This window comes from Pseudomonas sp. NFACC56-3, from assembly GCF_900100025.1.
Taxonomy (GTDB): Bacteria; Pseudomonadota; Gammaproteobacteria; order Pseudomonadales; family Pseudomonadaceae; genus Aquipseudomonas; species Aquipseudomonas fluorescens_AA.
In genome coordinates this window covers 44482-65094 of record NZ_FMTK01000027.1, presented here as the reverse complement: position 1 = coordinate 65094, position 20613 = coordinate 44482, and the positions used below count along the sequence as shown (strand labels likewise).

Sequence of the window (20613 nt, the reverse complement as noted above, 5' to 3'; positions counted from 1 at the left end):
GGTGTGCAGCGAGGTGAATGCGCGAATATGCACACCGCGCTCCTTTCCCTGCACAGGACATCCGCATCCAGGCGCCAAACACATTGGCGGCGCCCCGTCGGAAGGCGTTCACACGGTTTTTATAAAAGTTATGTCGGCGCCATGGGTGTGTCGCAGATCATCTAAACTGTAATCATCCCGATGCCTGCCAGTAGTCTCACACTGACCTGCAACTTGTTCTGCGCTGAAGTGTTGTTCCAGGCCGACACGCTTATACCGGCGGGCTCAGGCGTGCCACGTAGTCGTTCCATTGCACCTCCTGAGTCTCACCCCAGCCCTCACCGACCCATTGAGGCGAGGTCCAGCGTGTCAGGCCGCAGTGGCAAAGCGCGTTCTGCCAGCTGTGCCAGGGGTTGCTCGCAAGCACTTCCCCATGGAATTGGTATTGACCACCATCCTCGGTCGTGCACTGAATCACATGGCGCACCGGACGCAGTTGATCGTCGGCGCGCTGGGTGAGCTTGGAGACGGCGGTGACCTTCAGAGTTTTACCGTGATCGAAGATCCAGGCGTCAGTGAGGAGCTGGTCGTCACTCAGCGTATACAGACCTTCCCAGTTGGGATGCCGCTTCGGGTCATCGAACGCACCAATGGTGAAGGAGAAATCCTCCGAAAAAGCGCCGTTCATCCAGGTGTAAGGCGGCAGCAAGTAACCGTCCTCATGGCGCTGCTCGCCCCAGGAGCGATCCCGAATGCTCAAGTTGTCGAACGGATAATCCCTGCCTTGGTACCTGACCGCTCCGCGCGAACGCATCACTTGCTCGAAATGCCGGTTGTTCGAGCGCATCACCGCGGGCTGCACCGCCTCCTGGACCATATCCAGGTTGAAATCGCGGGCAGCGTTCGCATAGCGGATGCGCATTTTTTGCATCGGTCGCTCGAATTCGATTTTCAAGCCATTGGCCGTCTCGATATTGCCCTGCTCATCGAAAATGCTGTCAGGCATATAGACCTGGAAGTCATAGACTTCTGCGGCCAGGTGGTCGCGCTTGTGGCCAAAGTGCGCAAAGATCCCGGCGGTGCATAATCCCAGGTGAGGATGCGTCCAGATATGGATGAAGCCATGCAGGTTGGATGTCGCCTCGTAAAATCCCCAATACCAGGTTTCCGTGGTGGTGAAGTGTTTATCCTCGAGGGCGCGCCCATGATAGAAATCGTCCTGGTCGGTCGCGGTACCGAAGCCATGGCCGTCGGACATCCAGGCAATTCTTTTCTCAGACATGGTGATCACCTGCCGCGGTATTGGCGTCGACGATCGCGTCGAGGATGCCGATTTCGAATTTGGGGAGATAGAGATTTCCCGCCACGCATAACGCCAGATTGCGCACGCCGGGCATCAACAATGAATTGAGCGAGCCTTGACAGGCGACGGCATTACGCACTTCCTTCCAGACATTGAAATAGCGTGCTGCCCTGGCGTCATAGCTCATGCCGGAACGCTGCTCGTATTGCTCGATAAACCATGGCCAGAGATCGAGCTGTTCGATGAACGGCTTGACGTAGCGCAGGTCCTCGACCGGATCACTGATGTGGCTGAATTCCCAGTCCAGCAGGGCGACCAGTTTGTCGTCCGCCATCAGCATATTATGGAAGCCCACGTCGCCATGGACTCGGCAAGCCGGGCGCCCCTTGAGGTCCGATAGGTGCGATTGCAACCAGGACAATCCACAGGCGATGCCCGGATGGGCATGCCGTTCGCGATCCCGGACGCGTTCACGCAGCTCGTCGATTTCAGCGCGCAAGAGGTCGCGAATATCTCGATCCGTCTGAAGTGTTTCGCGGTGCAGCATCACCAGGCTGTCGAGAATACTGTCGGCCCAGCGTTGCCGGGAGGCCGGGTCCATGGGAACCGTCAAATGTGCTGATTGTCCCGCCACGTAATCCACCAGCATGTAGGCGGTACCTAGGTTTTCGGCGTTCACTTGTAGGTGCAGCGGTGTGGGCACGGGCAAGCCCAGCCTCGCGACTTCCCGCAATACTTGAAACTCGTTGACCACGCTTGACCCCGTCGGCAAACCTACGCCGTCCTTGCGCAGCACTTCACGGCGCTCGCCCGTGGCATCGCTCAAGTCCAGGATGAAGGTTTCCTTGGAGTAGCCGCCCATCAACTGGCGCATGTCGGTCACTTGCACATCGGTATAACGCGTATTGGCCTTCAAGTCGCGCTGGACAGCCTGGGGCGTGATCTTTTCGTCCTCGCAGGCTTCGGACACTTGTCCATCCCCTCTTCCGCCCTGATAGGTCGCGTTCGTACCGTGGGATATAGCCGGGTCGAAAAGCTCGTGGTAACGAACCAGGAATTCACGCAAGCGACTGGCGATGATCCGCTCTTGGCCGGCGTCCAAGGGGTGACGGGCCAACCCTTCCATGACCGACGTCAGGGAGGCGCCAATGGACGCCTGCCATTGTTCGTCCCGACGTACGGCCTTGGCGCAGTCTACAGTTCCAGGGTACTCGGACAACTCGCTTACGAGTTGCCGTTCGAGCACACGGATGGGCAACAAGGCCTCGTCCGAACAGCATCCGCGCGCAAGCTCATAGCCCAGCGCGGTCCTGGCCATGAGTGCTTCGGTCAAGAGGTCGCCGCCCAAGATACCCGACGCCAGCAATTTCTCGACGAATGCCTCGGTCGAGCTGAGTGTCTTGATGGTTATTTCGTCCACGCTAACCCCTCGCAGTACGCTTCAGATGATGTTGGGGCCGAGTCTAATTCGTGCCCTGCCCCCCCTTTGTCTGGGCGGGCAATCGTGCTGATCCCGCTGTACTCAGGGATCCGGTGAGCAATGGGGTTGCTCAAACCGGAAGCGAGATTGATCCCTGGATGTACATCAATGGCGATCCCCCGCCCGGCTCGGTTCTACTGAGCCAATACGCGTGCATGCGCTTTTAAACACCGATCACCGGCAGGAGAGTGTCATGAAACGTATTGAAATCGCTTTGCCCGCGAGCCTGGACAACCTCAAACTCGTGGAGCGCCCTATCAGGCGTCCCGGCGCCGGAGAACTGTTGGTGAAAGTTCAGGCCAACTCGCTGAATTTCCATGATGCGCTGGTGGTTCGCGGTATCCTGACGAGCGCCGCGGGACGGGTCCCATTGTCTGATGGTGCCGGTGAAGTAGTGGAAACCGGGGCGGATGTCAGTGAGTTCAAGGCCGGTGATCGGGTCACCGGCACGTTCTTTGCCAATTGGGCTGAAGGCCCCGCGACCCTGGAGCGGATCGCGCAGATGCGTGGCGAGCACGTTGATGGGTTTGCCAGCGAGTACGTCACGCTACCGGCCAACCAGTTCACCCATACTCCGGCCTCATTGACCGACACCCAGGCCGCCACGTTGCCCTGCGCGGCGCTGACGGCCTGGCGGGCCTTGAGGGTCGCAGGCCCGGTTCAGCCGGGGGAAACAGTATTGGTCAAGGGCAGCGGCGGTGTTTCGATTTTCGCCTTGCAATTCGCACGACTGCTCGGCGCCCAAGTGATTGTGTTGACATCTTCAGCGAAAAAAGCCGAGAAGCTGCGTCACCTCGGCGCCAGCCACGTCATCAACTACCGTGAAGTCCCTGCCTGGGACAATCTCGTCCGGCAATTGAGCAATGGCGTAGGGGTAGATCATGTCGTGGACGTGGTGGGAGGAGAGCTGACGCAAACGCTCAAGGCCATGCGAGTCAACGCTCATCTGTCATTGATCGGTGGTCTCAGTCGCCAGCCAATCCAGTTTCCTACCTTTGCGGCGGTGACCGGCAATATCCGGATGTCGGCCATTACAGTGGGAAGCCGTGAGCACCAGGTGGAAATGATGCGAATAATCGAACAGACCCAACTGCAGCCAGTGCTGGACCGACACTTCGAGTTGCCGGCGCTGGGGGACGCCTTTCGCTACATGGAAACCCAGCTGCATTTTGGCAAGATCGTCATCACCCGCTAGCGCGGTAGGCGCTGTTGCGGCTGCCCTGGCCTGCTAATCGACGCCCAGGTGCCGAAACAGCCCCGGCTGGCACTAATGCTCAATCACCTCGACCTCGATATGGTCGCCCGTTTCCCGCGTGGCAAAACATTTCAGTGGTGCGCAACCGAGCCGTACGTTCAAGCATTGCCCGGTGTGCAGATCGAAACGCACGCCGTGCAGAGGGCAGCGAATGCTGCCCTCTGCAATAAGCCCGGAATCCAGGCGGGATCCTGCATGGGTACAGCGGTTCTGCACCGCCAGGACCTGCCCCTGTAATCGGCACAACAGGATCGAGTGACCGCGCACCTCCACTACAACTTTACCGCCTTCTGGCAAGGCACTGCGTGCAACGGTTTTCTCAAAGTCCATCGTTTCACTCTATGAAACTGCTCGGTAACCAGGCAGTGGTCAGTCGTTGATTTTCAGGCCAAGGCGTTGATCGTAGATTTCGTGGAATCGACGAATCTTCGCTTCCTGGTAGTTGGACAGGGTCATATAGGCGGCGTGGGAAGCAGCCGCCTTGAATCCGCGCTGCACAGCGTTCATGTTGGACATATCCTGGTCCACGATATGTCCGGTGGTGCCCAGCGCGGGATGGTCTTCAGCTTTTTCACCAAAATCGATCACGATCGGCTCGGGCACAGGCGGTCGTACACCGTCCTTGGGAATGGGCAGCAGCATCCGGTACTCCATCACCGACTTGTCCGGATCGCGCCCATACGGGGTGAACTTGTACCACCATGGCAACCCCTCGCCCCACCAGGGGTGGTAATTGGGGAACATGAAGTATTTGGCCATGTCCAGGAAATAACTGATGGGCTGGGCCGACCAATCTTTACCGGTGTTGGCCTCCAGACGGATCTGCTGCTGTTCGGCCGCGTAGCGCCGGGCATCTTCGGCAGTAAGCCCGCGCTCCGGCGGCGGCAACGGCAAATCATAGGCACTGCAGTAGAGAATCAGGCCTTCGCGTGGGCTTACCTTATCGCTCAGGTAGCTGTCAGTGGTCATTCCGGGCGTGCACAGGCGACTGATGTAGCCTTTGCCCTGCTCCCATATATCGACTTGGGTCATCGCCGAACCGAACATAGGCATCCCGTCTGCATGGGTTTCCACCACGTGGTAGCCCTCCATGAAGGCCTCCTGGGCGGCTTTCCAGTTGCAATTGACGTGCAGCAGGATCCTCATCGCGGTGTAGCGCTCCCCGATGGGGTAGTCCTTGAAATGGTCAACCAACACGCCCAGGGACGCTTGCAACGGTTCTGCATCGGGGTCCGGGTTGATGAAAACGTTACCGCCCCAAGTGTCGACTCGAACCGGGATCAGGCTGTTGTGTTCGGCATCGACATTTGGAAACTCCTGCTCGAATGGCACCCACGCCAGTCGCCCCTCCAAGTCATAGACCCAGCCGTGGAAAGGACAACGAAAGTTATCGGCATTGTCTTTCCCGGAACACATCTGACGCCCACGATGACGGCAACTGTTGTGGAAGGCACGGAACTCATCAGGCTTGGAACGAACAATAATGTAAGAACTGTCGACTATGTCGTAAGTCAGGCGATCACCGACATTGGGAATGTCTTCTTCGCGGCAGGCAATTTGCCATTCTTTCTTCCATATATGTTCGACTTCAAGATCTACATAGGCAGCGTCGAGATACCGGTCATAAGGGATAAGCCGCGGTGGCGGATCATAATGACCGATATCGTGAAGTGGCGTGCGATGCGGTTGTGCGTCGGAAGCAAGAATGTCCTGAAGTGTGGGTGGATCGATCCTGCTGCCCGGCATCGGCTTGCCGTAGTCCTTCCAATGACTGCTCTCTGTTGTCACGTAACACCTCCCTCAAAGGCCGGTACAGGGCTATTACCCTGATCGATTGGTTTAGTGATCTCGATGGCTTGATGCGCCTTACATTAGAGGGAGCAGGCAAATCTGCAATGTTCTTCCATCCATGCCGAGGTACAGACAAACCCTTTTGCCCGCACAGATAAGAGCCTCCAACTTCCTCTCCTGCGCCCTGAAAACGGACGCCTTGTGACCGAGCAGACTGACGCCACGCAGAACAATATTATTGCGGGTACGGACAAGTCCCTTCTGGCGCAGAAATGGCGACGGTATATGCTCGAACTGTTACTTATCACAAAACTCAAGAACAACCAATCGCCCCTAATAAGAACAAACAAGAGAACTATCTCATGCGCCCGCACATTGCATTATTTGCGTGTTTGATTATTTCATTGACTGGTTGCAAAGATAACACCCAAGTTAAAGCACCCGTGCCGCCCTACCCTTACTATTGCTCTCTTCGCTCCGACGTCAATTGTATGCCGCCCCCCCAAGTAACGATGGCCGATATTTTTCGCTAGACACCAAGGCCGGTTTATCGGACACGGCTGCCCTCCCGCGGCTGAAATCAGTCATCTTCAGGGAAAACGACATTGCTGAACCAATACCTCAAGCATGTGCAGGAGCGTGCGGCTGTTCATCTTCCGCCCTGCCCTCTGAATGCCGAGCAGACCGCTGCCGCCGAGCTCAAGCATACCCTCCTGGTGTTCGATGCTTTTCACGACGCGGTGCAGAAGACCAGGGCCGGCAATGCGGCGGCTCACTCCGTTTTACACAGTTGGGCCGATGCGCAGTGGTTCACCCGCCGCGCGCCCATCGCTCGGCAGTACACCCTGGCGGAGTTCAACGTCTGCAACTACCTGAGTTTCGACCAAATGGCCGACTACCATGCTTCGATCGCCTCTAGCCAGATTGACGCCATCGGTTTGGTGACCGAAGGAGCTCTACACCGTGAGTAGCTTTTTTACGGACGCGGGCCAGGCACTGCGACTCGAGGGAAAAGTCGCGCTGATAATCGGCGGCTCCAGCGGCATCGGCAATGGCATTGCGCAGCGATTTCGCCAACAGGGCGCCACCGTTCATGTCACTGGGACCCGCGCGGATGCACACGCGTATGCCGACGACGGTTCAGCCTTGACTGGCCTGCATTACTCCCAGTTGGATGTCAGCGATGCATCCGCCCTACAAGCCTGGGAACCGGGAATCGAGACCCTGGACATCCTGGTGATGGCCCAGGGCACCGTGGTCTACCGTCGACAGGAGTTTGAGCCCTCGACCTTCAATCACGTGGTGAATGTCAATTTGCTGAGTGTGATGCAACTGGCCACGCGGTTTTACCCGCTGCTCATGGAACGGCAGGGTTCGATGATCTTCATCGGCTCTATCGGTGCATTCAAGTCAGTCGTCGGCAACCCCGCCTATGCGGCCTCGAAAGCCGGCCTGCTGGGCCTGACGCGCACCCTGGGCGACGCCTGGGGACGCGAAGGGGTAAGGGTCAATGCCATTGCCCCGGGGATGATCGCCACGAAGATGACCGAGGTTACCACGAGCCATCCCGAGCGCCTGAAAAACGCCCTGGAGACCATCTCGCTTGGGCGTCTCGGCCAACCAGCGGACGTCGCCAACCTGGCACTGTTCCTCGTCTCCCCTCTTGCCAGCTATATCACCGGGCAAACCCTGGTTGTCGATGGTGGGCGCAGCCTCTGATCGTCCCCGGGATGTGCTTTTTTCCATTCACTTTAGAGGAGCGGTATCCATGCAAGACTTTTCCAATAAATCCGCACTGGTCACCGGTGCAGGCAGCGGCATCGGTCGAGGTATCGCGCTGGCCTTTGCCCGCGCCGGTGCGCGGGTCGCCGTGTCGGATGTCGACGTCGCCGGCGGCGAGCAAACCGTGCGGATGATTCAGGCTTTCGGGGGGGCGGGCCATTTCTACCCTTGCGACGTTTCTCGCGCAGGTGACGTAAGTGCCTTGGTCGCAGCCGTGGTGAAGGATGCCGGTTCGCTGGATTTCGCCGTGAACAATGCCGCGGTCGGCATGGAGACGGACGCATTGCCGGACGTACCTGAAGCAGTATTCGACCGGATCATGGCAGTGAATGTAAAAGGTGTGTTCCTGTGCCTTCAGCAGCAAATAAAACAAATGGCCCAACAAGGTCGGGGCGCCATCGTCAACATCGCTTCGGTCAATGCCTACCGCCCGCAAAATCGACAATCCGTCTATACCGCCAGCAAGCATGCCGTGCTGGGGCTGACTCGCAATGCCGCCATTGATGCTGCCTCCATCGGCGTGCGCATCAATGCGATTGCGCCGGGAGCCATCGACACCCCCATGCTTGAGGCGGCTCTGCGCAATGCGCCTGCCGGACGCGACCAGATCATCGACAAGATGAGCCTCATTGGCCGGCTGGGCCTGCCCGAGGATGTCGCAAAGGCGGCACTGTGGCTGTGTTCGGATGACGCGTCGTTTACCTACGGACATACGCTAGCCGTTGATGGCGGATACTTGGTGCGCTGAGTCGCGGCACCTCCTTGCATGGCAAAAGTGCCTCCAGAAGGAGGCACTGGCTTTGTCTGGAAAGCAGGCAGGACATCATCTTAGAAGACGTTTTTCCATTCACGCAACGCCGCGAACACCGCCACTTCCTCGTGCAACCGATGTCCCTGGAACGCTTCAGCGGCGTCGACTACGGCGACGTGGCGAGCCCTCAGGAAAGGATTGGTCAGAAGCTCCAGGCCGATAGTGCTTGGCACGGTAGGCTGATCCTGCGCACGAAGGGCCTGGACTTCGTTCCAACGATCTTTCAACAATTGATTATCGGGTTCGACGGCGAGCGCGAAGCGCAGATTGGCTTCAGTGTACTCATGGGCGCAATACACCTGCGTTGTGTGCGGCAACATGGCCAGTCGGTTGAGTGAATGCCACATCTGCTCGGGAGTACCTTCGAAGATCCGCCCACAGCCGCCGGCGAACAAGGTATCACCGCAGAACAGCGCATTCCCCGTGCGGTAGGCGATATGGCCAAGGGTATGACCACCTACATCAATGACATCGAACGTGGCATCCAGTGCTTCGACATGCACGTGGTCGCCCTGTGTAACCGGACAGTCCACACAATCGATCGCCTCGGCCGCAGGCCCGTAGACTGGCACTGATTGCCACCCCAGGAGGTCAGCCACACCGCCAACATGGTCCTGATGATGGTGCGTGATGAGGATTGCCGCCAACTTGCCTTGCCGGGCTTCGATGGCGGCCCTTACCGGAGCCGCCACCCCGGGGTCGACAACGATGAAGTCAGTCCCCTTGCGCAACAACCAGATGTAATTATCCGCGAATGCGCGAACGCCGAAGATTTCATCCAACATGGTGAAGTACCTGAAAAGTGCTTAATCCTGGAGGGCCTGAAGCAGTTCCGGGATCGCCGTGAAGAGATCGGCTTCCAGACCGTAGTCCGCTATGGCGAAGATCGGCGCATCCGCGTCCTTGTTGATCGCAACGATCACCTTGCTGTCTTTCATGCCCGCCAAGTGTTGGATGGCGCCGCTGATCCCGCAGGCAATGTAGAGATCGGGGGCGACGATCTTGCCGGTCTGCCCCACCTGCAGGTCGTTAGGCGCATAGCCCGAATCCACGGCGGCGCGGCTCGCCCCGAGCGCGGCACCAAGTTTTTCGGCGAGCGGCAGGAGCGTTGACTGAAACTTGTCGGCCGAGCCAAGCGCACGTCCTCCCGACACGATGATCCTGGCCGCCGCGAGTTCAGGCCGATCACTTTTGCTCACTTCCCGGCTCACAAAGCTCGACATGCCGCTATCGGCGACACTGACCACGTTGTCGATCGCGGCATTGCCTCCGCTATCGGCGCCGGCAGCAAAACTGGTTGAACGCACCGTCAGCACCTTGATTGGATCATCGCTCTTGATCGTCGCTATCGCGTTACCGGCATAGATCGGACGCTCGAAAGTGTCCGGCGCAACCACTGCAGTGATCTCGCTGATCTGCGCCACATCCAGTCGGGCAGCTACCCGGGGAGCAATGCTTTTGCCGTTGGACGTCGCCGCAAACAGAATATGGGTATAGTTACCTGCCTGGGCCAATACCTGAGCGGCGGTGTTCTCGGCCAGTTGTTCTGCCAGGTGGGGCGCGTCGGCGAACAACACCTTGCTCACGCCTGCCACCTGCGCCGCATGTTCGGCGACTTGTCTGGCCTGGTGACCGCTCACCAGGATATGCACCTCATCGCTGCATGCCCGAGCAGCGGTGACGGCGTTCAAGGTCAACGCATTGAGGTGGGTATTATCGTGTTCGGCAACAATCAGTGCTGTCATGGTCAGATCACCTTGGCTTCATGCTTCAGTTTGGCGACAAGCGTTGCGACATCCGGGACTTTAACCCCCGCAGGACGCACCGGTGGTTCCGACACTTTCAATGTGCGCAGTCGCGGGGTGATGTCAATGTTCAACTCAGCCGGGGTCAGTATCTGTATGGGCTTCTTCTTGGCCTTCATGATGTTCGGCAAGGTGACGTAACGTGGTTCGTTCAGCCGCAGGTCTGCGGTGATAATGGCTGGCAAAGCCAGGCGCAGTGTTTCCAGCCCACCGTCCACTTCGCGGGTCACCAGTAACTGCTCACCGTCAACTGCCAGTTTGGAGGCGTAGGTTCCCTGAGGCCTGTCCAGCAGCGAGGCAAGCATCTGGCCTGTCTGGTTGCAGTCATCGTCAATCGCCTGCTTGCCGAGGATCACCAGGTCGGGCTGCTCGATATCGACCAGCGCCTTGAGCAACTTGGCCACCGCCAGTGGCTGGAGCTCTTCGCTGCTTTCGATCAGCACGGCCCGATCGGCACCCAGCGCCAGGGCGGTGCGCAAGGTTTCCTGGCTCAACGTGGTGCCGCAGGAAACAGCGATGACTTCGCTGGCCTTGCCCTGCTCTTTCAGGCGAACGGCCTCCTCCATGGCAATTTCATCGAATGGGTTTATCGCCATTTTGACGTTGTCCAAGTCCATGCCACTGCCATCGGCCTTTGGCCGGACCTTGATATTGAAATCTACGACGCGCTTGATAGGCACTAGGATCTTCAAGGGTTTCTCCTGTCATTCTTGTTGTCTGGACGCCCTGCCGTTTTTGGTCCGGTCGCCGCTGACAGACATCATGGGGCTCGGTGGACTCAAGCAAAACGCCCCGGGGCGTACAGGCTCATTCGATTGCGGACGCAGGCAAGGCCACGTCAAGTCGCGAGTTTCGCCAGCCCGTTCTGAACGAGTCTGAGCGCGGAAGCATGATGTCTCTCACCAATTTCCCGCGGCGCCCGCCCGGCACAGGAGCGGGCGTGACTGGCCTCCAGCATCACCGCCAGCTTGTAATTGGCCAGGGCGATGTACCAATCGATCCGGCTGAGGTCGCGTCGGCTGCCTGCTGCATAGTGGTCCAACAACAGTTGTGCCGTGGGGAAGCCATCCCAGGGTGAAACCTGAATCGTCCCGGCACCGTGCCCAGTTTCATCCGGCCAGGTCGCAACCAGCCAGCCGAGATCCAGCAGCGGGTCGCCCAGGGTCGCCAGCTCCCAGTCGATAACGGCGGCGAGTTCTGAGCAGTCATGACGAAACATCACGTTCGCAAGATGGAAATCGCCGTGCAGGACGCCAGGTTCGAAGACCAGCGGCCGTTGGTTTTCCAGAACTCGGCCCAGCTCATCGAGGCCGACAAGCCCCTCGGGCCCCTGCCAGGCAGCGCTGGATGGGCAGGCCTCGAGATGCGCCCGCCAACGCGGCACCTGGCGCTCGAGAAATGTCAGCGGCTTGCCGAAGCCATCAAGACCGACCTGCTCGGGTACAATCTCGCCCAAGGCAAGCAGCGCATCGACCATCGCAAAGCCCATTCTGCGGCGCCAATCGACGTTCTCGGCGTATTCGCGTGGCAGTGGTTTTCCAGAGGGGTTGAACCCTTCGACCGGCTCCATCAAGTAGAAGGCAGAGCCGATCACCACGGTATCACCGCACGAGGCGATCAGCCCCGGATGCGGCACACGGCTGCCAGACAATGCACCGAGCACCCGGGCCTCACGCAGGATGGTCTTGTCCCCGTCGGGGCGCGGATACAACGGAGGTCGACGCAAGACAAAACTGCGGTTACCGCGTTGAAAGCGCACGATGAGGTTTTGCGTGCCGCCGGCCAACCGTTCGAAGCCCCGCAATGGCCCGCTTTCAAGCCCATGCTCGTCCATCCACGCACTCAAGCGCCGAGGGTGCGCGGCGGCCAGCCAGTCGAAATCTGGCAGTGCTTGGCCGGTCATAGCTGCGCCTTGAACTTTTCCCGGGCGGCAGCTTGCGCCGTGGGTCGGTGATAGGCCGGAAACAGCGCTGTACTGGGCGAATAGTCACGCAAAACTTGCTTGGCCACTGTCACTTTGTGCACTTCGGTCGGACCATCGGCCAGGCCCATCTGAAAGGCCCGGTTAACCAAGTTGGCGAACGGCATTTCATTGCTGGCGCCAATCGAGCCGTGGATATGCAGCGCGCGTGCGGCGATGTCATGCAGCACCTTGGGCATGGCCGCTTTGACTGCGCTGATGTCTTTGCGAACCTTCCGGTAGTCCTGGTATTTGTCGATGCGCCAGGCGGTGCGCATGACCAGCAGGCGAAACTGCTCCAGCTCGATCCACGAATCCGCGATGCGTTCCTGGATCATCTGTTTTTCGGCCAGCAGCGAGCCCTGGGTGGTACGCGACAGAGCACGCTCGCACAGCGCGTCCAGAGCCTTGCCGGCCTGGCCGATAACGCGCATGGCATGATGGACACGCCCGCCCCCCAGGCGCACCTGGGCGACCGCAAATGCTTGCCCTACGCCACCGAGGACACTGCATTCGTCCAACCTTACCTTGTCGAACGAGACGTAGGCATGGGTCTGCTCGCCATCGCCGCAACCGACGTTACGCAGGATACGCACACCCGGCGTGGAGGCCGGCACGATGAACATCGTCGCGCCCTGATAGACCGTGACATCCGGATCGGTGATCGCCATGACGATGTAGAAATCGGCATACCGGGCATTGGATGCGAACCACTTTTCACCTGTCAGGACCCATTGATCGCCGTCGCGCTGTGCAAGCGTCTTGAACTGCTTTGGATCGGCTCCCCCCTGGGGTTCTGTCATGGCAAAGCAGGACACGATGTCATTGGCCAGCAGCGGGGCCAGGTAACGGGACTTCTGCTCGACGGTGCCATAGTGGGCGAGGATTTCACTGTTACCCGAATCGGGCGCCTGCGCACCGAACACGACAGGTGCGAACTCCGAACGCCCCAGGATTTCATTCATCAGGGCCAACTTGACCTGGCCGAAACCCTGACCTCCCAACTCAGGGCCCAAATGGCAGGCCCACAAGCCTCTTGCCTTGACGATACACTGCAGAGGCCGCACCAGCGTCTGGAAGCCTGGTGCATGGATGTCCCAGGGACTGCCCAGCACATGATCGAGTGGCTCGACTTCCTCACTTACGAACTGATCGATCCATTCGAGTTCCAGAGCGAAGTCCGGATCGGTTTCAAAATCCCACGCCATGCTTCGATACTCCTCTACAGGTTGAATGGACCGATCCGTCAAGTCAGGCGCGTCAATACAGCAGAATGGAATGCTGATACCTGTTCACCGGCAATGATCTTGCGTGGCCAATGCGGATCGCCCAGCAGCGCACGCCCGACACCGACCAAGTCGAACTCGCCATTGTCCAGGCGTTGTATCACTCGCTCCAGATTGTTGACCGCACTGATGTCGCTCTTACCGTCATACATGCCCTTGTTGATACCGACACCACCCACGGTCATGGCGCATTTCCCCGTGACTTTCTTCGCCCAGCCAGCGAGATTCAACGTTGATCCCTCATAGGCGGGTTTGTCGAAATAGCGCACGCTGGCGTCGAACACATCCACGCCCGCGTCCGCCAGCGGGCCCAGCAGTTCCTCCAGCGCTTGCGGTGTGGTTGCCAAACGCGCCCGAAAGTCCTGCTGCTTCCAATCGGAAAAGCGGAAGAAAATCGGCAGGTCCGGGCCGACTTCCGTCCTGATCCGCCGTACGATCTCGACGGCGAACCGGGTCCGCGCGGCGCGGCTGCCTCCCCAGCGGTCCTGTCTGCGATTGGTCTTGTCCCAGAGGAAGGTGTCGATCAGATAGCCGTGCGCGCCGTGGATCGCAATGCCGTCGAAACCGGCCAGCATCGCGCCTTTCGCCGAGCGCACGTAGCCGTCGATGACCTGCTCGATCTCGGCTTCGGTCATAGGTAACCCAATTCGGACATCGATCGGAATCTTGTCCTCGGCAAGAGCCGTCAACTGGCCCGGCTCACCCCAGATCCCCGACGGACTGCTGACCGGCGCCTCGGGAAACGGGCCGGTGCCGGGCAAGCGCAGCACGCCCTGGTGCCACAACTGCGGCACGATCTTGCCGCCAGCCGCATGCACTGCCTGAACCACCTCGCGCCATCCCTGCAACACTTTTGCGCCGTGCAGCACCGGAATATTGTCCTCACCAAGCCCGGCATCGCCCAGGGCCGACGGATGATCGACGCCAACGGCTTCGGTGATGATCAGACCGCAACCGCCTTGGGCGCGGCGCGCATAGTAGTCGCGGACCTCAGCGGTCGGAGCCCCTCCTGGGCAGAAGCCACGAGTCATGGGGGACATCACGATTCGATTGGCGATCGAACATCCACGTACCTGCAACGGTTGCAAAAGACCTTGATGGTTCATGACGTTATGGATTCCGTTGTTGGAGCATCTCAAGCCTTCGGCTGGGTTGCCGCGCTTCTGGCCAGGAACGCCGTAACCGCCTCTGCATGCTCCGGAGTGGTGTGTGATAACGCTTGCGCGGCAGCCGAACATTCGAGAATGGCCGACAGGCTCGCAGTGCGGCCCTCGCGCAACAGGCGCTTGGTCATCCTGACGGCATGGGGCGCATTCGACGCAATACGCTTGGCCAGTTCGCGGGTGGTTTCCATCAAAGCCTCAGGCTCGACCACTTGCGATACGAGGCCGCAGGCGAGCGCTTCATAGGCGTTGATCAAATCACCGGTGAAGGCCATTTCGCAGGCCTTGGCAAACCCGACCACTCGTGGCAGCAACCAGGCTCCGCCATCGCCTGGCACGATGCCGAGCTTGACGAAACTCTCGGCAAACCTGGCCTTGGTCGAAGCAATCCGGATGTCGCACATGCACGCCAGGTCGCAGCCAGCACCGATTGCCGGGCCGTTGACGGCCGCCAGCACTGGAATCTCCAGGCGTTCGAACAAAAGTGGCAGGCGTTGTATGCCATTGCGGTAGTTGTATCGGGTGCGCACAGCCGATTGATCGACAAGGCCTGCGCCCTGGCGCATGGAGTGGATATTTCCGCCGGTGGAAAATGCCGAACCCGTGCCGGTCAGGATCACCACGCGGGCCGACCAGTCAGCGTCAGCCTCTTCCAAGGCATTGCACAGGGCATCGATCATGTCCGATTCGGAGATCGGATTGCGTTGCTCGGGGCGGTTGAGGGTCAACGTAACGATCCCCTCATCGACCTCACGCAGCAGAATGTCAGTCATCGAATTGTTCATCTGATCGTGTCCCCTAAATGCCTTTCCAGACAGGTTTGCGCTTCTCGGCGAACGCCGTGGCGCCTTCTTTCGCGTCGTGAGACTTGAAGACCGGCAGGGTAAATTCATCCTGGCGCACGAACAGTTCGGTACTGGGCCAATCCTGGGAGTCCACCAGGACCTGCTTGCTGACTGCCACGGCCATCGGGCCGTTGGCGGCGATCGTCGCCGCCAACTCCAACGCCGCGCCCATCACCTGCCCTGCCGGCACCACCCGGTTGATCAAGCCGTGGGCCAGCAACGCCTGGGCGCTGACCGATGCGCCGGTCAGCACCATTTCCATCGCGAGCCGATGAGGCAGTTGCCGTGGCAGCCGAACCAGGCCACCGGCGTTGGCCACCAAGCCGCGCTTGACTTCCGGTAACCCGAACTGCGAAACCTCGGAGGCAACGATCAAGTCGCAAGCCAGCGCCAGCTCAAAACCACCGGCCAGAGCCATGCCCTCGACAGCCGCTATCAATGGCTTGCGCACCCTGGCATTGGTCAGCCCCGCGAAACCACGGCCGAAAGGCTTGACGTTTTCCCCCTTGAGGAACGCCTTGAGGTCCATGCCCGCACAGAAAAAACCGCCCGCACCGGTCAGAATCGAGACCTGGATGTCATGGCGTGCATCGATTTGATCGACCGCCTCGGCGATGGCCAGGGCGACGGCGCCGTTAACCGCATTCCTCGCTTCAGGGCGGTTGATGGTGATTGTTGCAATACCTTCACTTACGTCGAATAGAACGTCTGGCATGGGTTGCCCTCCTCAGCGCGGCGGCATGCGAATCGCACCATCCAGGCGGATGGTTTCACCGTTGAGCATCGGGTTCTCGATGATATGGGCGGCGAGCAAGGCGAACTCGGCGGGCTGCCCCAGCCTGGATGGATGAGGCACGGCGGCGGCCAGTCCCTCTCGGACCTGCGCAGAGACACGTGCCAGGATGGGTGTATCGAAGATGCCTGGGGCGATGGTGCAAACCCGGATCTTGCGGCTTGCCAGGTCCCGGGCGGCAACGATCGTCATGCCGACAATGCCGGCTTTCGCCGAGGCATAGGGGATCTGGCCAATCTGCCCCTCGTAGGCGGCCACGGAAGAGGTCAACACGATGGCGCCTCGTTCACCGTCGGCCTCGTCATGCCTGGCCATTTCGGCGGCGGCCAGGCGCAGGACATTGAAGGTCCCGATCAGGTTGACCCGCACCACGGCTTCATATTGCTCCAGCGACCCCGGTTCGCCGTCCTTGTCGACGACGCGCACCGGACCGCCACGACCTGCGCAGTGCACCGTGGCACGCAACGGCGCAAGCGCCGACGCGGTCTTGAAGACCTGCAGCATCTGCGCTTCATCGGTGACATCCGCTGGCACGAACGCACAATCGGCCCCCAGTGCCCTGGCCACCGCCTCGCCATCGGAACTCGGCAGGTCGGCGATCACCACCTTGGCCCCCTGCGCCAACAGTTTTTCAGCCGTTGCGCGGCCCAGGCCCGATGCACCGCCAGTCACGACCGCGGCCATTCCTCGAATATTCATCAGCAGTCCTCAGAGTCGTTCGATAATCGTGGTGTTGGCCAAGCCGCCGGCCTCGCACATGGTCTGCAACCCATAGCGGCCGCCTGTCTGCTCCAGGGCGTGCAGCATGGTGGTCATCAGGCGACCACCCGAGGCCCCGAGAGGGTGGCCGAGCGCGATTGCACCGCCTCTGGGATTGACCCTGCGCGGGTCAACCTTGAATTCGCGCATCCATGCCAGCGGAACACTGGCGAAGGCCTCGTTGACTTCGAAGTGATCGATGTCCTGTGCACGCAAGCCGGCCTTTTCCAAGGCGCGGCGAGTTGAGGTGATCGGCGCCGTCAGCATCATCAACGGGTCATCGCCAATCACATCGAACGACACAAAACGTGCCCGGGGCTTTAGGCCCAGCCGTTGGGCGGTCTGTTCGCTCATCAGCAGCAATGCCGAGGCACCGTCTGCCAGTTGCGATGAGTTGCCAGCGGTGACACTCCAGTTGATCTGCGGATAGCGGCCCCTCACGCCTTCGTCGACGAACGAAGGCTGCAGCGCGGCCAGCCGTTCGAAAGTGGTATCGGCACGGATGGTTTCGTCGAGGCCAAGCAATGTTGTATTGCCCGAGGTGACCGGGATGATTTCTGTATCGAACGCACCGCTGCGTTGGGCCGCCGACGCCCGATGGTGGGACTCCACGGAAAACACGTCGAGTTCTTCCCGGGAGATCCCCCATTTCGCGGCAATGCGCTCGGCAGCAATCCCTTGAGTCGTCAAACCGTCCGGGTAGCGCCCGTAGACCATCGAACCCAGTGGATCCTGATCGATGCGGGCGGAAAACATCGGTACCCGGCTCATCGATTCGACTCCCCCCGCAACGACGATGTCATAAGCTCCAGCGGCGATCCCCTGGGCGGCAAAGTGCACCGCCTGCTGGCTGGAGCCGCAACGCCTGTCGACGACTGTGGCCGGGACCTGCTCGGCCAGCCCCGCCCCCAGCCAGGCCAGGCGTCCAGGCGAACCGGACTGTTCGCCGACCTGGCTGACACAGCCGATGATCACGTCGTCCACTGTGGCCGAGTCCAGCTGATTGCGCGCAACCAGCGTCTTGAACAGCTGCCCGAGCAGATCGGTGGGATGAAGCCCTGTTAACGCTCCTCCAGTCTTGCCACGCCCGGTCGGGGTGCGAATGGCATCGACGATTACCGCTGTCTTGATGGTCATGTCTGGTTTTTTCTTGTTGGTTCAGGAAGTCCAAGTATCTGCCGGGGCCAATCCTGGCGGTTATCTGCTGCTGCACTGGGTATTGCCGCGGCCCTTCAGCAATAAAACCCAAGGCGCCTTCACACCACGGGCTTTGCGTGCCAGGCCGCGGCCAGCATGTGGCGTGCGGCCTGGTCCTTGCGCTGAGCGGCGCTACCACCCAATGCGTCATTGAGCCTCGCGCGCTTGAGAAACAAATGGCAGGGCTGCTCCCAGGTGAAGCCGATGCCACCGTGCAACTGCACCGACTCTTCACTGACACGACGGTAGACAGCACCGGCTAGAAGCCGACAGCTCGCGGCCTGGGTACGCCAGCTCGCAAGCTCGTCATCCCCCTCACAACTCGCATCGACCAATGCACGTGCCACTTCAATGTCCGTGGCAAGGTCCGCACATCGGTGCTTCAACGCTTGGAATGAAGCAATCGAACGCCCGAACTGTGTTCGCGTATGCATGTACGCCAGCGTTTCCCCCAATATTTGCTCGCTGCCGCCGATGGCATCACAGGCCAGGGCCAGATCGAAGTGCGCGGCCGCACGCAACATCGCGTCTTTGGCCGCCGGGCCCTGCAGAATCAATGCGTCGCCCGAAAGCTCCACCTGGTCAAAAGAGACTTCGAATACCTGCGCCCGTGTCAGGTCCCAAGACTTGCGCGCCACCAGCGAGATGCCTGGATGGTCTATCGACACCAGAGCCAGCGCAGGCTGCGCTTGTGCGATGGGAATCAGTAAATGCGTGGCCTGCCCGGCGCCCAGCAATTCGTGCACCGAGCCATTGAGCAAGAGGCTGGCGCCATGTACCGACACGTCGATTGCCATTCGCCCGTTGCCCACTGACAACGCCAGTTTCTGGCCGAAGATGATCTCCTCGATCAGTTCCGAGACCGCAGGGCTCGTGGCTGACTGCGACAGCAACTCCAGGCCGATCGCCGCTGCCATGACGCAGGGCCCGGCCAGCGCGCGCCCCAGTTCGCCATACAACGTGGCCAAGGCGTTAAAAGGTTGCTGCAGCCCGCCATACTGCTCCGGCACGCACAGCCCCAGCCAACCCAGCTCGGCGCTGACTTTCAGCAGGGCCGCCTCGTTAAGCGCTGCCCAGGCCGGATCCTTCAACAACCGATTGCGATCCTGACGTGCGAACAGCACTTTGCGTGCGGCGTCGCTCAAGGCTTCCCGTTCGATTAAATCGTCCACATCCAATCCTCTCTGATCGCGCGATACGTCACGCATACTTTTCCCTGGGCATGCCAAGTACCCGCTCGGAAATGATGTTGCGTTGAATCTCATTGCTGCCCCCGGCAATCGTCCACATGAAGGAGTTCATGTAATCGAACGACCAGTTGCCGGTTTCGTGGCCCCCGCCCAGGGTGAAAGGTTGCTGGTAGAGGGCGGCAAGTTCGCTGCGTTGTCCCAGGGCCGTGAACTCCCTGAGCACCTGGGCGTAGAACAGTTTGACCATCGATGCTGTGCCGCCGACGTCCTTGCCGGCGACCAGGCGGGCCATCATGTTTTTCACCATGGCGCTGAGTGCGTCGATCTTGACGAACACATCCACGGCTTCGCGCCGGAATTGGTCATCCTGCACCTGTCCTTCGCCATCGGCGCCCATGGCCTGCAGCAAACGCCAGCGCGAGCGCGAAAGGCGCTCCGACAACTCCAGGATGGTCAGGCCGCGCTCGGAGTTGAGCGTCGTCTGCGCGATACGCCAGCCCTCGCCTTCCTCGCCCAACCTGTTGGTCACGGGAATGCGCACATTGGTCAGGAAGATCTCGGCAAACTCTTCGTCCCCCGTGATCTGCCGGATGGGGCGCACCTCCACTCCCGGCGAACGCATGTCCATCAGCAGGAAGGTGATACCCGCCTGCTTGGGACCGGAAGCATCGGTTCGTACCAGGAGCAGGCAGTAATCGGCGTGCTGGCCCAGGGTCGACCAGACCTTCTGCCCATCGACAACATAGTGATCGCCATCACGCACGGCCCGGGTCTTGAGCGACGCCAGATCAGAGCCGGCATTGGGCTCGGAAAAGCCCTGGCACCAGATTTCACCGGCCAGAATCGCAGGCAGATGGCGGTGTTTCTGCTCAGGCGTACCCCACTCCATCAGGGTCATGGCCGCGTGGTACAGCGAGATGAAGTACAGGATCAGGCGCGGTGCATCGGCACGGGCCAGCTCTTCGACGATCACGACCTGCTCTGCGAGGCTGCGCCCGCCCCCCTGCCAACCGGCCTGCCAGTGTGAGGTCGCCAGGCCGGCCGCCACCAGGGACTTCATCCATTGGCGCTGGAACTGCAGGAAGTCATCGCTTTGCACATCTGTCATTCGCTCGCGCCAATTAGCGGGAATGTTGTCTTCCAGCCATGCGCGAGTATCAGCGCGTAGTTGCTCCAACTGCCGTGCATCATCAGTCATGGAATTCTCCAAGCGA

Annotated in this window: 20 protein-coding genes; 4 read left to right on the top strand and 16 right to left on the bottom strand. The window is 60.1% G+C overall.

The genetic code is table 11. From position 1 onward, the window contains the following. Positions 1 to 250 precede the first annotated feature (250 nt). Together BLO80_RS26325 and BLO80_RS26320 are read right to left on the bottom strand one after the other, a co-directional pair. On the bottom strand, positions 251 to 1237 hold the full coding sequence (locus tag BLO80_RS26325; protein ID WP_092332631.1) for a DUF7064 domain-containing protein: 987 nt from the start codon (positions 1235 to 1237) through the stop codon (positions 251 to 253). 16 nt (positions 1238 to 1253) lie between these two features. Continuing rightward, complete coding sequence (locus tag BLO80_RS26320) at positions 1254 to 2702, bottom strand: phosphotransferase family protein (RefSeq protein WP_092332629.1); 1449 nt, start codon at positions 2700 to 2702, stop codon at positions 1254 to 1256. A gap of 253 nt (positions 2703 to 2955) precedes the next feature. Here BLO80_RS26320 and BLO80_RS26315 point away from each other — a divergent pair, with 253 nt between their 5' ends. Next, the gene (locus BLO80_RS26315) at positions 2956 to 3957 is read left to right on the top strand and encodes a zinc-dependent alcohol dehydrogenase family protein (RefSeq protein ID WP_092332627.1); all 1002 of its coding nucleotides are present in this window, start codon (positions 2956 to 2958) and stop codon (positions 3955 to 3957) included. A gap of 72 nt (positions 3958 to 4029) precedes the next feature. Here the strand turns inward: BLO80_RS26315 and BLO80_RS26310 are convergent, their stop codons facing one another. Next, entirely contained in the window at positions 4030 to 4347 is a 318-nt protein-coding gene (locus tag BLO80_RS26310; RefSeq protein WP_092332625.1) for a Rieske (2Fe-2S) protein, read from the bottom strand. A 39-nt stretch (positions 4348 to 4386) separates the two neighbouring features. Next, a complete protein-coding gene (locus tag BLO80_RS26305; protein WP_139197126.1) occupies positions 4387 to 5805 on the bottom strand; it encodes an aromatic ring-hydroxylating oxygenase subunit alpha in 1419 nt (472 codons plus the stop codon). 608 nt (positions 5806 to 6413) lie between these two features. On the opposite strand from BLO80_RS26305, the gene BLO80_RS26300 reads away from it, so the two are divergent. From BLO80_RS26300 to BLO80_RS26290, 3 genes are read left to right on the top strand one after another with little or no spacing between them, the layout of a single operon-like run. Next, positions 6414 to 6779, top strand: a complete 366-nt coding sequence (locus tag BLO80_RS26300; protein ID WP_092332621.1) for a hypothetical protein — start codon at positions 6414 to 6416, stop codon at positions 6777 to 6779. Continuing rightward, positions 6772 to 7527 carry an SDR family NAD(P)-dependent oxidoreductase gene (locus BLO80_RS26295; RefSeq protein ID WP_256574249.1) on the top strand — a complete coding sequence of 252 codons (756 nt, stop codon included), beginning with the start codon at positions 6772 to 6774 and terminating at the stop codon, positions 7525 to 7527. Before BLO80_RS26300 ends, BLO80_RS26295 begins: the two co-directional genes overlap by 8 nt. A gap of 49 nt (positions 7528 to 7576) precedes the next feature. Then, the gene (locus tag BLO80_RS26290; protein WP_092332619.1) at positions 7577 to 8338 is read left to right on the top strand and encodes a glucose 1-dehydrogenase; all 762 of its coding nucleotides are present in this window, start codon (positions 7577 to 7579) and stop codon (positions 8336 to 8338) included. A gap of 80 nt (positions 8339 to 8418) precedes the next feature. On the opposite strand, the gene gloB is transcribed toward BLO80_RS26290, so the two are convergent. From gloB to BLO80_RS26230, 12 genes are all read right to left on the bottom strand, one after another. Beyond that, on the bottom strand, positions 8419 to 9183 hold the full coding sequence (gloB, locus tag BLO80_RS26285) for a hydroxyacylglutathione hydrolase (protein ID WP_218189388.1): 765 nt from the start codon (positions 9181 to 9183) through the stop codon (positions 8419 to 8421). Between the two features lie 24 nt (positions 9184 to 9207). Next, positions 9208 to 10146 (bottom strand): electron transfer flavoprotein subunit alpha/FixB family protein, encoded by a 939-nt coding sequence (locus tag BLO80_RS26280; protein ID WP_092332615.1) that lies wholly within the window; start codon positions 10144 to 10146, stop codon positions 9208 to 9210. 2 nt (positions 10147 to 10148) lie between these two features. Then, positions 10149 to 10898, bottom strand: coding sequence for an electron transfer flavoprotein subunit beta/FixA family protein (locus BLO80_RS26275; protein WP_092332613.1), 750 nt, complete (start codon positions 10896 to 10898; stop codon positions 10149 to 10151). A gap of 146 nt (positions 10899 to 11044) precedes the next feature. Further along, positions 11045 to 12109 (bottom strand): phosphotransferase family protein, encoded by a 1065-nt coding sequence (locus tag BLO80_RS26270; protein ID WP_092332611.1) that lies wholly within the window; start codon positions 12107 to 12109, stop codon positions 11045 to 11047. Beyond that, entirely contained in the window at positions 12106 to 13374 is a 1269-nt protein-coding gene (locus BLO80_RS26265; protein ID WP_092332610.1) for an acyl-CoA dehydrogenase family protein, read from the bottom strand. The genes BLO80_RS26270 and BLO80_RS26265 overlap by 4 nt, the downstream gene beginning before the upstream one ends. Positions 13375 to 13412: 38 nt before the next feature. Further along, positions 13413 to 14558, bottom strand: coding sequence for an NADH:flavin oxidoreductase (locus tag BLO80_RS26260; protein ID WP_092332608.1), 1146 nt, complete (start codon positions 14556 to 14558; stop codon positions 13413 to 13415). A gap of 29 nt (positions 14559 to 14587) precedes the next feature. Then, positions 14588 to 15388 (bottom strand): crotonase/enoyl-CoA hydratase family protein, encoded by an 801-nt coding sequence (locus tag BLO80_RS26255; protein ID WP_175459555.1) that lies wholly within the window; start codon positions 15386 to 15388, stop codon positions 14588 to 14590. Positions 15389 to 15413: 25 nt separating this feature from the next. Next, positions 15414 to 16175, bottom strand: a complete 762-nt coding sequence (locus BLO80_RS26250; RefSeq protein WP_092332604.1) for a crotonase/enoyl-CoA hydratase family protein — start codon at positions 16173 to 16175, stop codon at positions 15414 to 15416. A 12-nt stretch (positions 16176 to 16187) separates the two neighbouring features. Next, entirely contained in the window at positions 16188 to 16952 is a 765-nt protein-coding gene (locus BLO80_RS26245) for an SDR family NAD(P)-dependent oxidoreductase (RefSeq protein ID WP_092198647.1), read from the bottom strand. Positions 16953 to 16961: 9 nt separating this feature from the next. Continuing rightward, entirely contained in the window at positions 16962 to 18143 is a 1182-nt protein-coding gene (locus tag BLO80_RS26240) for a thiolase family protein (protein ID WP_092332659.1), read from the bottom strand. 125 nt (positions 18144 to 18268) lie between these two features. Beyond that, a complete protein-coding gene (locus tag BLO80_RS26235; RefSeq protein ID WP_092198650.1) occupies positions 18269 to 19474 on the bottom strand; it encodes an acyl-CoA dehydrogenase family protein in 1206 nt (401 codons plus the stop codon). Next, positions 19410 to 20597, bottom strand: a complete 1188-nt coding sequence (locus BLO80_RS26230; RefSeq protein ID WP_092332602.1) for an acyl-CoA dehydrogenase family protein — start codon at positions 20595 to 20597, stop codon at positions 19410 to 19412. The genes BLO80_RS26235 and BLO80_RS26230 overlap by 65 nt, the downstream gene beginning before the upstream one ends. Between the last annotated feature and the right edge of the window lie 16 nt (positions 20598 to 20613).

Excerpts from the sequence above, each read along its gene's own strand:
- BLO80_RS26290 (WP_092332619.1), top strand. The coding sequence starts at position 7,577 with ATGCAAGACTTTTCCAATAAATCCGCACTGGTCACCGGTGCAGGCAGC.
- BLO80_RS26245 (WP_092198647.1), bottom strand. The coding sequence starts at position 16,952 with ATGAATATTCGAGGAATGGCCGCGGTCGTGACTGGCGGTGCATCGGGC.
- BLO80_RS26265 (WP_092332610.1), bottom strand. The coding sequence starts at position 13,374 with ATGGCGTGGGATTTTGAAACCGATCCGGACTTCGCTCTGGAACTCGAA.
- BLO80_RS26250 (WP_092332604.1), bottom strand. The coding sequence starts at position 16,175 with ATGCCAGACGTTCTATTCGACGTAAGTGAAGGTATTGCAACAATCACC.
- BLO80_RS26315 (WP_092332627.1), top strand. The coding sequence starts at position 2,956 with ATGAAACGTATTGAAATCGCTTTGCCCGCGAGCCTGGACAACCTCAAA.
- BLO80_RS26310 (WP_092332625.1), bottom strand. The coding sequence starts at position 4,347 with ATGGACTTTGAGAAAACCGTTGCACGCAGTGCCTTGCCAGAAGGCGGT.
- BLO80_RS26255 (WP_175459555.1), bottom strand. The coding sequence starts at position 15,388 with ATGACTGACATTCTGCTGCGTGAGGTCGATGAGGGGATCGTTACGTTG.
- BLO80_RS26325 (WP_092332631.1), bottom strand. The coding sequence starts at position 1,237 with ATGTCCGACGGCCATGGCTTCGGTACCGCGACCGACCAGGACGATTTC.
- BLO80_RS26270 (WP_092332611.1), bottom strand. The coding sequence starts at position 12,109 with ATGACCGGCCAAGCACTGCCAGATTTCGACTGGCTGGCCGCCGCGCAC.
- BLO80_RS26280 (WP_092332615.1), bottom strand. The coding sequence starts at position 10,146 with ATGACAGCACTGATTGTTGCCGAACACGATAATACCCACCTCAATGCG.
- BLO80_RS26230 (WP_092332602.1), bottom strand. The coding sequence starts at position 20,597 with ATGACTGATGATGCACGGCAGTTGGAGCAACTACGCGCTGATACTCGC.
- BLO80_RS26260 (WP_092332608.1), bottom strand. The coding sequence starts at position 14,558 with ATGAACCATCAAGGTCTTTTGCAACCGTTGCAGGTACGTGGATGTTCG.
- BLO80_RS26235 (WP_092198650.1), bottom strand. The coding sequence starts at position 19,474 with ATGAGATTCAACGCAACATCATTTCCGAGCGGGTACTTGGCATGCCCA.